Here is a 15,297-nt window from a genome sequence, read left to right as displayed (position 1 = left end):
CGCCATGAGGCTGGGACATCCTTCTGTCCCTCCGCTCAACTTGACGTACGGCCAGGGGAAACGGTTGCCCTCCATTCCCTTACGAGTGAGTCTCGGCCCGGTCTCGATCGCGTACCCGCTCCCCCGGCCGCGCACTCCGGCCGGTCCCCGCATTGCTCCGACCGGGCCACCGCGCTCCGGCCGGCCCCGGGGCTACTCCCCCGACTGCCCCCGGATCACGTCCAGCACCCCGTCCAACTCGTCGGGCTTGACCAGCACGTCGCGCGCCTTGGAGCCCTCGCTCGGCCCGACGATGTTCCGCGACTCCATGAGGTCCATCAGCCGCCCGGCCTTCGCGAAGCCGACGCGGAGCTTCCGCTGGAGCATGGAGGTGGAGCCGAACTGCGTGGAGACGACCAGTTCGGCCGCCTGGCACAGCAGATCGAGGTCGTCGCCGATGTCCTCGTCGATCTCCTTCTTCTGCCGGGTCCCGACGGTGACGTCCTCCCGGAAGACCGGGGTCATCTGGTCCTTGCAGTGCTGCACGACGGCCGCGACCTCGTGCTCGGTGACGAAGGCGCCCTGCATGCGGACGGGCTTGTTGGCCCCCATCGGCAGGAACAGTCCGTCACCCTTTCCGATGAGCTTCTCGGCGCCCGGCTGGTCGAGGATGACCCGGCTGTCGGCGAGCGAGGAGGTCGCGAAGGCGAGCCGGGAGGGCACGTTGGCCTTGATGAGACCGGTGACGACGTCGACGGACGGCCGCTGGGTGGCGAGCACCAGATGGATACCGGCGGCGCGCGCGAGCTGGGTGATGCGGACGATCGAGTCCTCGACGTCCCGCGGCGCCACCATCATCAGGTCGGCGAGCTCGTCGACGATGACGAGCAGGTACGGGTACGTCTTGAGCTCCCGCTCGCTGCCCTCGGGCAGTTTGATCTTGCCGTCCCGGATCGCCTGGTTGAAGTCGTCGATGTGCCGGTAGCCGAAGGCCGCCAGATCGTCGTAGCGGAGGTCCATCTCCTTCACCACCCACTGGAGGGCCTCGGCGGCCCGCTTGGGGTTGGTGATGATCGGGGTGATGAGATGCGGGATGCCCTCGTACGCGGTGAGCTCGACCCGCTTGGGGTCGACAAGGACCATCCGGACGTCCTCGGGGGTCGCTCTTATCATGATCGAGGTGATCAGGCAGTTGATGCAGGAGGACTTTCCGGAGCCGGTGGCACCGGCGACCAGGACGTGCGGCATCTTCGCCAGGTTGGCCATCTCGTAGCCGCCCTCGACGTTCTTGCCGAGCGCCACGAGCATCGGGTGGTCGTCCTCGGCCGCCGCGGCGAGCCGCAGGACGTCGCCGAGGTTGACCATCTCCCGGTCGCTGTTGGGGATCTCGATGCCGACCGCGGACTTGCCGGGGATCGGCGAGATGATCCGTACGTCCGGGGAGGCCACCGCGTACGCGATGTTCTTGGTCAGGGCCGTGATCTTCTCGACCTTCACGGCCGGGCCGAGCTCGACCTCGTACCGCGTGACCGTCGGCCCCCGGGTGAAGCCGGTGACGGCCGCGTCGACCTTGAACTCGGTGAAGACGTTGGACAGCGAGTCCACGACGGCGTCGTTGGCGGCGCTGCGCGTCTTGCCGGGCCCGCCCCGCTCCAGGAGGTCGAGCGAGGGCAGGGAGTACGTGATGTCGCCGGACAGCTGGAGCTGCTCGGCCCGGGGCGGCAGATCGGTCGGCTCGGGCGCCGGCTTGGTCAGATCCGGTACGCCTCCGCCGGGCCGCTGGTCCCCACCACGGGCCGTCGGCACGGGAGCGGCCGCGGCAGCCGTTCCCCCGGCCTTCGCGGCGGCCTTCGCGGCGGCGTCGACGGCGGCCTTGCGGTCGGCGGTGACGTCCCTGGTGAGGTCGGCGACGAGCGGGGACGGCGGCATGCCGTTGAGCACCGCGCCGTCGAGCGCGGCGGCCGCGGCGGCGGCGACGTCCACCGGGTCCAGGCCCTGCTCGGAAGCGGTCTCCGGGGACGGATGGCGGGCCCGCCGGCTGCGCCGGTCGAGCATCTCGGCCTCGGCCCGGTCCACGTCGTAGGGATCCACGGGGCCGCGACGCCGTGCGGGCCGGGCGGGCCGGGGCTGCGGCCGGTCCTCGCGCCACTCCTCGTCGTACCCGTCGTACGCGCCCGAGGGGATTCCCTGGCTCTCGGGGTGGTCCTCCGCGGGGTCGTAGGCGGGCTCGACGATGCCGAGCCGGGCCCCGAGGGCGCGCAGCCGCTGCGGGATCGCGTTGACCGGGGTCGCGGTGACGACGAGCAGCCCGAAGAGCGTGAGCAGGACGAGCATCGGGACGGCGAGGACCTCGCCCATCATGAAGACCAGGGGCTGGGACGCGGCCCAGCCGATGAGGCCACCGGCGTCCTGCATGGCCTCGCTGCCGTCGCCGCGGCCGGGTGAGCCGCAGGCGATGTGGACCTGGCCGAGGACGCCGATGACGAGCGCGGAGAGGCCGATGCTGATCCGGCCGTTGGCCTCGGGCCTCTCCGGGAAGAGGATCAGCCGCACCCCGATCGCGCCGAGGAGCAGCGGAACGAGCAGGTCGAGCCGGCCGAAGGAGCCGGTGACCAGCATCTCGACGAGGTCGCCGACGGGCCCGCGGAGGTTGGACCAGGTGCCCGCGGCCACGATCAGCGCGAGGCCGAGGAGCAGCAGCGCGAGCCCGTCCTTGCGGTGGGCCGGGTCGAGGCCCTTGGCGCCGCGCCCTATCCCCCGGAACATCGCCCCCACGGCGTGCGCGAGGCCGAGCCAGGCGCCGCGCGCCAGCCGGTAGACGCCCCCGGTGGGGGACGGAGCGGGCCGGGGAGCGGGCTTCTTCGCCGCGGCCTTCCGCGCGGGCGCGCGCTTGGCGGGCGCGGCCTTCTTGGCCGGCGCCTTCCTGGCGGGCGGCTTGGCGGGGGACTTCGCGGGTGCCGCTTTCTTCGCAGCGCCGGTCGTACGGCCGGCGCGCGGCTTTGCGGTGCCCGCCGTGCCCTGGGAACCCTTTCCGGACGTACGTGAAGCCATGATGCCGAGGTTACCGGTGTGAAGACCGGCTGTCCGCCTCACCCGTTCGTGTCGCCCAAGCCATGGCCCGAAGCTGACGCCGCATCACGAGGGACGGCAGGCGCCCGACGTCTCGGTGACGGTACGTCAGCCCTGGGCCGGCAGCGTCGGCGCGGCGCCCGTACCCGGCTCCAGCGCGTCCAGCGCCCGGCGCAGACCGGTGAGCTTGCGCTCCAGATGCGCGGCGGTGGCGACGGCGGCCGCGTCGGCGGAGTCGTCGTCGAGTTGCTTGGACAGCGCCTCCGCCTGCTCCTCGACGGCCGCGAGGCGGGCCGAGAGCTCGGCGAGCAGACCGGCGGCCTCCTTGCCGTGACCGGCCTCACCGCCGCCCTCCAGCTGCAGCCGCAGCAGCGCGGCCTGCTCACGCAGCTTGCAGTTCTTCATGTACAGCTCGACGAAGACCGAGACCTTGGCGCGCAGCACCCACGGGTCGAACGGCTTCGAGATGTAGTCGACCGCCCCGGCCGCGTACCCGCGGAACGTGTGGTGGGGGCCGTGGTTGATGGCGGTGAGGAAGATGATCGGGATGTCCCGGGTCCGCTCCCGCCGCTTGATGTGCGCCGCGGTCTCGAAGCCGTCCATACCCGGCATCTGGACGTCGAGCAGGATGACCGCGAAGTCGTCCGTCAACAGCGCCTTGAGCGCTTCCTCCCCGGACGATGCCCGCACCAGCGTCTGATCGAGCGCGGAGAGAATGGCCTCCAGCGCCAGCAGATTCTCCGGCCGGTCATCGACCAGGAGGATCTTGGCCTTCTGCACCATGCCCCGTCCTCCTCGCCCCGGCAACGTGTCTCCCCGGCTCCCGGAACCGGGGGAAGCACCGGGCGCCGCCCCAGAAGACGACTCCCTAACGCCGTCCGTCCTTGTGCCGGTCATCGTAGCCGCACCCCGCCCGTCGCCACACCCTGTCACCGCGATGTCACTGTGCACGTACCGGAAACGCGGTGGGAGACCAGAAGGTTCCCCGTATCCCGGCCTCTCACACCCCCCTGGCGACAGTCCGTCAGCCGAGGCCCGGAGCCCCGGCGCGGCCCGCGGTGGGCCCGCGGCGCGGAGGCACTCCCCCCGCCCCACGGGCCCCGCCCGGAGTCACTCGCCCCGCATCCACTGCTCCATCACCGACAGCAGGTGATCGGGGTCGACGGGCTTCGTCACATAGTCCGAGGCACCCGACTCGATCGCCTTCTCCCGGTCGCCCTTCATCGCCTTCGCCGTCAGCGCGATGATCGGAAGCCCCGCGAACTGCGGCATCCGCCGGATCGCCGTCGTCGTCGCGTATCCGTCCATCTCGGGCATCATGATGTCCATCAGGACGATCGTCACATCGTCGTGCTGTTCCAGGACTTCGATGCCCTCCCGCCCGTTCTCCGCGTACAGCACAGCGAGTCCGTGCTGCTCGAGGACACTGGTGAGCGCGAAGACGTTGCGGATGTCGTCGTCGACGATGAGCACCTTCTCGCCGGAGAAACCGAAGGTGCGGCGCGGCGCGGCCTCCACCTCCTGCTCCGCCCGGTCGACGGCGATCTCCTGCCCGGACTGCCCCGGCACCGCCGTCCGCGCCCCGGTCGCCTCCGCCGCGGCCTTCCGCCGGTGCCGGAAGAGCGCCCCGGCACCGGACCGCGCCTCCGTCCGTGCGGGCGCCGGCGGGAAGTGCGGGAACGGGTGGACGGCCCCGGCGGCCCCCTCCTCGGCGCCCTGCTGCGGGTCGTCGGCCACCCCCTGCCCGTAGCCGGCCGGAAGCTCCGTCGGGCTCAGCGGCAGATAGAGCGTGAACGTCGACCCGCGGCCCGGCTCGCTCGCCGCGAAGATCTCGCCGCCGAGCAGCCGCGCGATCTCCCGGCTGATCGAGAGCCCCAGACCCGTACCCCCGTACTTCCGGCTGGTCGTGCCGTCGGCCTGCTTGAACGCCTCGAAGATGACCCGCATCTTGCTCGCGGCGATCCCGATGCCGGTGTCCGTGACGGAGAAGGCGATCAGATCGGCCTCCGGATCGCGCAGCGAACCGGCCTCCAGGAGCTGCTCGCGAATCGACTGCGGCACATCGGTCCCGGCCGGCCGGATCACCAGCTCGACCGCCCCCGTGTCGGTGAACTTCACCGCGTTGGACAGGAGGTTGCGGAGCACCTGGAGCAGCCGCTGCTCGTCCGTGTGGAGGGTGGCCGGCAGCTCGGGCGAGACCCGCACCGAGAAGTCGAGCCCCTTCTCCGCCGTGAGCGGCCGGAAGGTCGCCTCCACGTAGTCGACGAGCTGGACGAGCGCGATCCGGGTCGGCGAGACGTCCATCTTGCCCGCCTCGACCTTGGACAGGTCGAGGATGTCGTTGATCAGCTGGAGCAGGTCGGAACCCGCGCCGTGGATCGTCTCCGCGAACTCGACCTGCTTCGGCGTCAGATTGGTCTCGGCGTTGTCCGCGAGCAACTTGGCGAGGATCAGCAGCGAGTTGAGCGGGGTGCGCAGCTCGTGCGACATGTTCGCCAGGAACTCGGACTTGTAGCGCATGGAGACCGCGAGCTGCTCGGCCCGCTCCTCCAGGACCTGCCTGGCCTCCTCGATCTCGGTGTTCTTCACCTCGATGTCGCGGTTCTGCCGGGCCAGCAGCTCGGCCTTCTCCTCCAGCTCGGCGTTGGAGCCCTGGAGTTCCTTCTGCCGGTGCTCCAGCTCCGCCGAACGCTCCTTGAGCTGCTCGGTCAGCTCCTGCGACTGCTGGAGCAGCACCTCGGTCTTGGTGTTGACGCTGATCGTGTTGACCGTGGTGGCGATCAGCTCGGCCAGCTGGTTGAGGAAGTCGCGCTGGATCTGCGTGAACGGCTGGAAGGAGGCCAGCTCGATCACACCGAGGACCTTGCCCTCGAAGAGCACCGGAAGCACGATCACATGCGCCGGCGCGGCCTCGCCGAGCCCGGACGAGATCTTCAGATAGCCCGGCGGAACGTTGACCTGGATGGTCCGCTTCTCCTCGGCCGCCGTCCCGATGAGCGTCTCGCCCGGACGGAACGAGGTCGGCATGGACCCGGCGGAGTAGCCGTAACTCCCGCGCATCCGCAGCTCGTACGAGCCCTCGCCCTCACCGACGAGTTCGGCGTCGCTGTGCGCGGAGCCGGTCGGCATCGCCACGAAGAAGGCACCGTGCTGGGCCGAGACCACCGGAGTCAGCTCGCTCATGATGAGCGAGGCGACGTCGTCCAGGTCCCGCCGGCCCTGCATGAGGCCGGAGATACGGGCCAGGTTCCCCTTGAGCCAGTCCTGCTCCTCGTTGGCGAGGGTGGTGTCGCGCAGGTTGGCGATCATGGTGTTGATGTTCTCCTGGAGGGCCTGGATCTCGCCCGCCGCGTCGACACCGTCGATCTTGAGGTTCAGGTCGCCCCGCGTCACCGCCGTGGCGACGGCGGCGATCGCCCGCACCTGCCGGGTCAGGTTCCCGGCCATCTCGTTCACGGACTCGGTCAGGTCGCGCCAGGTGCCGTCCACGTCCCGCACCCGGGCCTGACCGCCGAGCTGGCCGTCCGTGCCCACCTCGCGGGCCACACGCGTGACCTCCTCGGCGAAGTTCGACAGCTGGTCGACCATCGTGTTGATGGTGCTCTTGAGCTCCTGGATCTCGCCGCGCGCATCGATGTCGATCTTCTTGGTGAGGTCGCCCTTGGCGATGGCCGTGGTGACCGCCGCGATCTGGCGCACCTGACCGGTGAGGTTGGAGGCCATCGAGTTCACCGACTCGGTCAGGTCCTTCCAGGTGCCCGAGACACCCGGCACCCGGGCCTGGCCGCCCAGCTCACCCTCCGTGCCCACCTCACGGGCCACACGCGTGACCTCGTCCGCGAACGACGACAGGGTCGTCACCATGGTGTTGACGGTGTCGGCAAGCTCCGCGACCTCGCCGCGCGCCTCGACCGTCACCTTCTTCGTCAGGTCGCCGTTGGCGACGGCCGCCGAGACCCGGGAGATGTTCCGCACCTGACTCGTCAGGTTGTTGGCCATCAGGTTGACGTTGTCGCTCAGGTCCTTCCAGGTGCCCGTGACGCCCCGGACCCGCGCCTGACCGCCGAGGATGCCCTCCGTGCCCACCTCGCGGGCCACACGCGTGACCTCGTCCGCGAAGTTGGACAGCTGGTCGACCATCGTGTTGACGGTCGTCACCAGCTCCAGGATCTCGCCCCGGGCGTCGACGGTGATCTTCTTCGACAGGTCGCCCTTGGCGACCGCCGTCGTGACCTCGGCGATGTTCCGCACCTGGATGGTGAGGTTGTTGGCCATGAAGTTCACCGACTGGGTGAGGTCCTTCCAGGTGCCGGAGACCCCCTGCACCTCGGCCTGACCACCCAGAATGCCCTCGGTGCCCACCTCACGGGCCACCCGGGTCACCTGCTCGGCGAAGTTCGAGAGCTGGTCCACCATCGTGTTGAGGGTGTTCTTCAGCTCCAGGATCTCGCCGCGCGCGTCCACGTCGATCTTCTGCGACAGGTCACCGCGCGCCACCGCCGTGGCGACCTGCGCGATGTTGCGGACCTGAGTGGTCAGGTTCCCCGCCATGCCGTTCACGGAATCCGTCAGGTCACGCCACACGCCTGCCACACCCGGCACCTGCGCCTGCCCGCCGAGACGCCCGTCGGTACCCACCTCACGGGCCACCCGGGTCACCTGGTCGGCGAACGCGGAGAGCTGGTCGACCATCGTGTTGATGGTGTTCTTCAATTCCAGGATCTCGCCGCGCGCGTCCACGTCGATCTTCTGCGACAGGTCACCGCGTGCCACCGCGGTCGTCACCTGCGCGATCTGCCGCACCTGCGACGTCAGGTTGCCGGCCATGAAGTTCACCGAGTCGGTGAGCTCCCGCCAGCGCCCCGACACGCCGTCCACCCGCGCCTGACCGCCCAGCCGGCCCTCGGTGCCCACGTCCCGGGCCATCCGCGTCACCTGGTCCGCGAACGACGACAGCTGCGACACCATCGTGTTGACGGTGTTCTTGAGCTCCAGCATCTCGCCGGCCACGTCCACCGTGACCTTCTGCGACAGATCGCCGTTGGCGACCGCCGTCGTCACCTGCGCGATGTCCCGCACCTGACCGGTCAGGTTGCGGAAGGCCGTGTTCACCGAGTCGGTGAGGTCCTTCCACGTACCCGCCGCGCCCTTCACCTCGGCCTGGCCCCCGAGCAGACCCTCGACACCGACCTCCCGGGCCACCCGGGTCACCTCGGAACCGAAGGCGGACAGCTGGTCCACCATCGTGTTGACGGTGTTCTTGAGCTCCAGCATCTCGCCGGCCACGTCCACCGTGACCTTCTGCGACAGATCGCCGTTGGCGACCGCGGTGGTCACCTGCGCGATGTCCCGCACCTGCGTGGTGATGTTCCGGAAGACGGTGTTGACCGAGTCGGTGAGGTCCTTCCAGGTCCCCGCTGCCCCCGGCACCTGTGCCTGACCACCGAGCAGACCCTCGGCGCCGACCTCGCCCGACACCCGGGTCACCTCGTCGGCGAAGATCCGCAGCGTCTTCGTCATCTGGTTGATCGTGTCCGCCAGCTGCGCGATCTCACCGCGCGCCGACACCCGCACCTTCTGCGACAGGTCACCGTTCGCGACCGCCGTCGTGACCTCGGCGATGCCGCGCACCTGGTTGGTCAGGTTGCCCGCCATCGTGTTGACGGAGTCCGTGAGGTCCTTCCACACACCGGCGACCCCGGCCACCTCGGCCTGACCGCCGAGCTCGCCCTCCGTACCCACCTCACGGGCGACCCTGGTCACCTCGGAGGAGAACGACGACAGCTGGTCCACCATCCGGTTGACGGTGTTCTTCAGCTCCAGCATCTCGCCGGCCACGTTCGCCGTGACCTTCTGCGACAGATCGCCGTCTGCGACCGCCGTCGTCACCAGCGCGATGTCCCGCACCTGGGCCGTCAGCCGGTTCGCCATCGTGTTGACCGAGTCCGTGAGGTCCTTCCACGAACCGGACACCCCGCGCACCTGCGCCTGCCCGCCCAGCTTGCCGTCCGTCCCCACCTCGACGGCGACCCTCGTCACCTCGGAGGCGAAGACCGACAGCTGGTCTACGAGATTGTTCGCGGTACGGGCGACCTTCAGGAACTCTCCGCGCAGCGGCCTGACCGCCCCGTCGGCACCCTCCGAACGCAGGTCCATCCGCTGGTCCAGATCACCCTCGGCCACCGCCGAGAGCACCCGTCCCACCTCGGACACGGGCCGGGCCAGATCGTCGACGAGCGCGTTCGCGGCCTCGATCGCCGCCGCCCACGCCCCCTCACCGGCCCCCGCCTCGAGGCGCTCGGACAGCTTGCCCTCGCGTCCCACCACCCGGCGGACCCGGGACAGCTCCCCCGTCACATGCATCTGCCGGTCCGCGACCTCGTTGAACACGGCGGAGATCTCCGCCATGACCCCGTCGCCGGACACCGTGAGCCGCCTGCGGAGATTGCCGTCCCGCATGGACACCAGTGCGGCCAGCAGCCGCTCCAGCGCCGCCGCGTCGACCTGCACCGTCCCCCCACGGGAACGCCCGCCCCTCGCGCGCGTACCGCTGCCTCCGCCGCGCCGCGCCGCCGTGCCAGGTTCCACCGTGTCCCTCCCGAAAGGGGTCGACCGTACCGCTCCGGCTTTCGCCGGTAGCCTGCCCAGTGTTTCACCGCCACCGAACCAGGCGATAACAGTTCGGCAGCTTCGCACAGCGTCCCTACCCCCTGGGGACGGATTCAGCGATGACCGGCATCCGCTCGGACAGTGAAGGTAAGTAACCTGGCTTCCGACTGTCCAACCGTCCCGGTCAGCCCGGCAGGGGCGGTGTGGCACGCGTGACGACCACCGGGCAGCGGGAGGGACAGACCGAGCATGGCAGAGCCGGGCGTCGAGACGCGTACGAGGAGTGCTGTGATCACCGCGCGGGCGACTGCCAGCTTCGAGCCCGTCGGGCGGTCCGTCGCGGCCGCCCGCGCCTTCGTCCGGGACACCCTCCAGGGCTGGGGACACCCGGAGCTCGTGGACGACGCCGTCGTGCTCACCAGTGAGCTCGTCACCAACGCCGTCATCCACGCCGGCACCTCCGCCGAGGTGCTCTGCCTCCGCTCCGACGACAGCATCCGCGTCGAGGTCGCCGACCGCTACCCCGAGCGCGAGATCCCTGTCCAGAGCGGCCGCACCCTCGGCAGCCCCGACCGCGAGAACGGCCGTGGCCTGCTGCTCTGCGCCGCCCTCGCCCACCGCTGGGGCGTCGACTACACCCCCACCCGCAAGCACGTCTGGTTCCACCTCGACCTCGCCCAGCGCCCGGTCGGCACCCGCTCCGCGGGCCCCGTCCTCCCCGATGCCCTCCTCCCGGTCACGGACAGCCGCGTACGCGTCGCCGTCGTCCAGATCGACCGCGGCGGAGCCATCTCCGCCTGGAACGAGGACGCCGGAGAGCTCTTCGGCTACGCCTCCGAACAGGTCACCGGCAAACCCCTGGGCGACCTCGCGGCCTGGCCCCACACCCCCGGCATCGGCACCGGCCTCGCCGAGGCACTCCGCCTCTCCCGCTGGGAGGGCAGCTACGGCATCCGCTGCGCCGACGGCCGCGTCATCCCCGTCTACGCCGCCCACCTCCGCGTCCGCGACGCCCAGGGCGAGCCTTCCACGGTCTGTCTCCTGGTGCGCGAGCACGAGCGGGCCATCCTCCAGACCCCGCAGCGCCCCGCCTCCGAGCCGGGCTCCGAGAGCCGCACCGCGGACCCCTTCGAGGTCTTCATCGGCTCCCCGGCCCCCGACGACCTCGACGGCCTCCTGCAGCGCACGGTCGAACGCGCCCGCGACATGCTCGACGGCGACGCCGCCTTCCTGCTGCTCGCCACCGACGACGAGACGGAACTGGAGGTACGGGCGACGACCGGCCTCCCGGCCGCCCGCCAGCGCTTCGCCCGCGTTCCCGTCGAGACCGGCGCCAGCCGCTACGGCTCCGCCCGTATGCCCGCCGTGCACGAGGACCTGGCCGCCGTGCCCGGCGCCGTCCCCCTCCTCGAAGGCACCGGCATGCGCTCGGTCGTCACCGTGCCCCTCAAGGTCGAGGGCCGGCTCACCGGCTCCCTCGGCGTGGCCGCCGAGAGCGCCAACCGCTACTCGAACGAGGAGGCCCTGCGTCTCCAGTTCGCCGCCGACCGCATCGCCCTGGCCGTCGAGTCCGCCCGCCTCGGCGAGCTGGAACGCCTCCGCCGCGGCTCCCTGAGCTTCCTCGTCGAGGCCTCCGACCTGCTCGCGGGCACGCTCGACCGGGACCAGACCCTGGCCCTGATGGCCCAGATGACTGTCCCGACCCTCGCCACCTGGTGCGCGGTCTACACGATCGCCGACCAGGCCTCCGACCCGTACCTGTCGTACGTGCTCCACGAGGACGAGGACCGTATCGACGGCCTCAAGGACCTGCTCTCCTCCATCTCCCCGCCCGACCCGGTGCCGACCCCCGGCGCCCGCGTCTGGACCGCACCGGGCGACGCCGCCCACCGCGCGGCCCTGACCGCCTCGGTCCGGGCCCTCGACAACCCGACGAGCCCGCTCTCCTCCGGCATCGACACCACCCTGGCCACCGCGAGCGCGGTCGCCGGCGAGACGGTCGTCCTGCCGCTGGTGGCCCGCAACAGGGTCATCGGCATGCTGACCCTCGGCCGGCCCTCGGAGGACCACTTCCGCCAGGAGATCCTGGAGCTCGCCGAGGACCTCTCCCGCCGGGCCGCCCTGGCCCTGGACAACGCCCGCCTGTACTCGGAGCGCGTGGCCATCAGCCAGTCGCTCCAGCGCAGCCTCCTCCCGCCCGGCCTCCCCGAGATCCCGGGCGTCGAGGTCGACGTGATCTACCGCGCCGCCGGCGAGGGCAACGAGGTCGGAGGCGACTTCTACGACCTCTTCCCGATCCGCGACGGCGCCTACGGCTTCGCGATCGGCGACGTCTGCGGTACGGGCCCGGAGGCGGCCGCCGTCACCGGCCTGGCGCGCCACGCCCTCCGTCTGCTGGCCCGCGAGGGCTTCGGCGGCCCGGCCGTCCTGGAACGCCTCAACGCGGCGATCCTCGACGAGGGCGCCCGCAGCCGCTTCCTCACCCTCCTGTACGGCGAGATGCGCCCTCAGGAGGACGGCTCCGCGATCCTCAAGGTCGTCTGCGCCGGCCATCCGCTCCCGCTGCGGCTCCGCCCGGACGGCACGGTGACGTCCGCGGCAGAACCGCAGCCGCTCCTGGGCGTGATGGAGGACCTCGAACTGTACGAGGAGACGATCACGCTCGAACCGGGCGATGTCCTCCTCTGTGTCACGGACGGCGTGACGGAACGCCGCGAAGGCACCCGCATGCTGGGCGACGACGGCCTCGCCGAGGTCCTCAAGACCTGTACGGGTCTGACGGCCGGCGCGGTCGCCGCCCGAGTGCTCCGCGCCGTGGAGCGCTTCGCCCAGGCCCCGGCCTCCGACGACATGGCCATCCTGGCGATGCGCCTCCGCGAGCCGGACGACCGCTGACGCCACCGGCGATCCCCTTACGGGGATCGCCGACCGGACCTATCCGCACCGGGAAACGCAAAAAGGCCCCCGCCACAAGGCGGGGGCCTTCTTACTCTGAGCCCTTTAACGGAATCGAACCGTTGACCTTCTCCTTACCATGGAGACGCTCTACCGACTGAGCTAAAAGGGCGGGTGTTCGGCGGCGTCCTACTCTCCCACAGGGTCCCCCCTGCAGTACCATCGGCGCTGAAAGGCTTAGCTTCCGGGTTCGGAATGTAACCGGGCGTTTCCCTAACGCTATGACCACCGAAACTCTATGAAGTTAACCAACCGGATATCGGCACAGTTCGTTACTTCAGAACTAACACAGTGGACGCGAGCAACTGAGGACAAGCCCTCGGCCTATTAGTACCGGTCAGCTCCACCCATTACTGGGCTTCCACATCCGGCCTATCAACCCAGTCGTCTACTGGGAGCCTTACCCTCTCAAGGAGGTGGGAATACTCATCTCGAAGCAGGCTTCCCGCTTAGATGCTTTCAGCGGTTATCCCTCCCGAACGTAGCCAACCAGCCATGCCCTTGGCAGGACAACTGGCACACCAGAGGTTCGTCCGTCCCGGTCCTCTCGTACTAGGGACAGCCCTTCTCAATATTCCTGCGCGCGCAGCGGATAGGGACCGAACTGTCTCACGACGTTCTAAACCCAGCTCGCGTACCGCTTTAATGGGCGAACAGCCCAACCCTTGGGACCGACTCCAGCCCCAGGATGCGACGAGCCGACATCGAGGTGCCAAACCATCCCGTCGATATGGACTCTTGGGGAAGATCAGCCTGTTATCCCCGGGGTACCTTTTATCCGTTGAGCGACGGCGCTTCCACAAGCCACCGCCGGATCACTAGTCCCGACTTTCGTCCCTGCTCGACCCGTCGGTCTCACAGTCAAGCTCCCTTGTGCACTTACACTCAACACCTGATTGCCAACCAGGCTGAGGGAACCTTTGGGCGCCTCCGTTACCCTTTGGGAGGCAACCGCCCCAGTTAAACTACCCATCAGACACTGTCCCTGATCCGGATCACGGACCGAGGTTAGACATCCAGCACGACCAGAGTGGTATTTCAACGGCGACTCCACCATGACTGGCGTCACGGCTTCAAAGTCTCCCACCTATCCTACACAAGCCGAACCGAACACCAATATCAAACTGTAGTAAAGGTCCCGGGGTCTTTCCGTCCTGCTGCGCGAAACGAGCATCTTTACTCGTAGTGCAATTTCACCGGGCCTATGGTTGAGACAGTCGAGAAGTCGTTACGCCATTCGTGCAGGTCGGAACTTACCCGACAAGGAATTTCGCTACCTTAGGATGGTTATAGTTACCACCGCCGTTTACTGGCGCTTAAGTTCTCAGCTTCGCCCTGTCGAAACAGAGCTAACCGGTCCCCTTAACGTTCCAGCACCGGGCAGGCGTCAGTCCGTATACATCGCCTTACGGCTTCGCACGGACCTGTGTTTTTAGTAAACAGTCGCTTCTCGCTGGTCTCTGCGGCCACCCCCAGCTCACGGAGTAAATCCGATCACCAGACGTGGCCCCCCTTCTCCCGAAGTTACGGGGGCATTTTGCCGAGTTCCTTAACCATAGTTCACCCGAACGCCTCGGTATTCTCTACCTGACCACCTGAGTCGGTTTAGGGTACGGGCCGCCATGAAACTCGCTAGAGGCTTTTCTCGACAGCATAGGATCATCCACTTCACCACAATCGGCTCGGCATCAGGTCTCAGCCTTAATGTGTGACGGATTTGCCTATCACACGGCCTACACCCTTACCCCGGGACTACCACCGCCCGGGTTGGACTACCTTCCTGCGTCACCCCATCGCTTACCTACTACCACCTTGGGTCAGCGGCTCCACCACTTTCCTTTCCCCGAAGGGTCCGGAACGGCTTCACGGCCTTAGCATTAATGGGCTCGATACTGGGCGTTTCAAAGCGGGTACCGGAATATCAACCGGTTGTCCATCGACTACGCCTGTCGGCCTCGCCTTAGGTCCCGACTTACCCTGGGCAGATCAGCTTGACCCAGGAACCCTTAGTCAATCGGCGCACACGTTTCTCACGTGTGTATCGCTACTCATGCCTGCATTCTCACTCGTGAACCGTCCACAACTCGCTTCCGCGGCTGCTTCACCCGGCACACGACGCTCCCCTACCCATCACAGCGGGCGTTGGCCCTCATGCTGCAATGACACGACTTCGGCGGTACGCTTGAGCCCCGCTACATTGTCGGCGCGGAATCACTTGACCAGTGAGCTATTACGCACTCTTTCAAGGGTGGCTGCTTCTAAGCCAACCTCCTGGTTGTCTCTGCGACTCCACATCCTTTCCCACTTAGCGTACGCTTAGGGGCCTTAGTCGATGCTCTGGGCTGTTTCCCTCTCGACCATGGAGCTTATCCCCCACAGTCTCACTGCCGTGCTCTCACTTACCGGCATTCGGAGTTTGGCTAAGGTCAGTAACCCGGTAGGGCCCATCGCCTATCCAGTGCTCTACCTCCGGCAAGAAACACACGACGCTGCACCTAAATGCATTTCGGGGAGAACCAGCTATCACGGAGTTTGATTGGCCTTTCACCCCTAACCACAGGTCATCCCCCAGGTTTTCAACCCTGGTGGGTTCGGTCCTCCACGAAGTCTTACCTCCGCTTCAACCTGCCCATGGCTAGATCACTCCGCTTCGGGTCTTGAGCGCGCTACTGAATCGCCCTGTTC

The 15,297-nt window shown here is 68.4% G+C and carries 4 protein-coding genes, 1 tRNA gene and 2 rRNA genes (1 of these 7 running past the window's edge); 1 reads left to right on the top strand and 6 read right to left on the bottom strand.

The features are described 5' to 3' along the window. Positions 1–192: 192 nt before the first annotated feature. The 3 genes from OG392_RS26775 to OG392_RS26765 form a co-directional block, all read right to left on the bottom strand. Positions 193–3,030 (bottom strand): DNA translocase FtsK, encoded by a 2,838-nt coding sequence (locus OG392_RS26775; protein ID WP_329283681.1) that lies wholly within the window; start codon positions 3,028–3,030, stop codon positions 193–195. Positions 3,031–3,156: 126 nt separating this feature from the next. Further along, positions 3,157–3,831 carry a response regulator gene (locus tag OG392_RS26770; RefSeq protein ID WP_209497096.1) on the bottom strand — a complete coding sequence of 225 codons (675 nt, stop codon included), beginning with the start codon at positions 3,829–3,831 and terminating at the stop codon, positions 3,157–3,159. Between the two features lie 327 nt (positions 3,832–4,158). Further along, complete coding sequence (locus OG392_RS26765) at positions 4,159–9,636, bottom strand: HAMP domain-containing protein (RefSeq protein ID WP_443054886.1); 5,478 nt, start codon at positions 9,634–9,636, stop codon at positions 4,159–4,161. 270 nt (positions 9,637–9,906) lie between these two features. On the opposite strand from OG392_RS26765, the gene OG392_RS26760 reads away from it, so the two are divergent. Then, positions 9,907–12,552, top strand: coding sequence for a SpoIIE family protein phosphatase (locus OG392_RS26760; protein WP_329283680.1), 2,646 nt, complete (start codon positions 9,907–9,909; stop codon positions 12,550–12,552). 99 nt (positions 12,553–12,651) lie between these two features. Here OG392_RS26760 and OG392_RS26755 read toward each other — a convergent pair. From OG392_RS26755 to OG392_RS26745, 3 genes are all read right to left on the bottom strand, one after another. After that, positions 12,652–12,724 (bottom strand) — tRNA-Thr (locus OG392_RS26755). A gap of 4 nt (positions 12,725–12,728) precedes the next feature. Then, positions 12,729–12,845 (bottom strand): 5S ribosomal RNA (gene rrf, locus OG392_RS26750). 74 nt (positions 12,846–12,919) lie between these two features. Continuing rightward, positions 12,920–15,297: ribosomal RNA gene (locus OG392_RS26745) — 23S ribosomal RNA — on the bottom strand (it continues 741 nt past the right edge of the window).

The organism is Streptomyces sp. NBC_00691 (assembly GCF_036226665.1).
Lineage (GTDB): Bacteria > Actinomycetota > Actinomycetes > Streptomycetales > Streptomycetaceae > Streptomyces.
Note: the sequence above shows the minus strand (reverse complement) of the source record. Positions and strands in the feature narration are given on the sequence as shown.

Excerpts from the sequence above, each read along its gene's own strand:
- OG392_RS26760 (WP_329283680.1), top strand. The coding sequence starts at position 9,907 with ATGGCAGAGCCGGGCGTCGAGACGCGTACGAGGAGTGCTGTGATCACC.
- OG392_RS26770 (WP_209497096.1), bottom strand. The coding sequence starts at position 3,831 with ATGGTGCAGAAGGCCAAGATCCTCCTGGTCGATGACCGGCCGGAGAAT.
- OG392_RS26775 (WP_329283681.1), bottom strand. The coding sequence starts at position 3,030 with ATGGCTTCACGTACGTCCGGAAAGGGTTCCCAGGGCACGGCGGGCACC.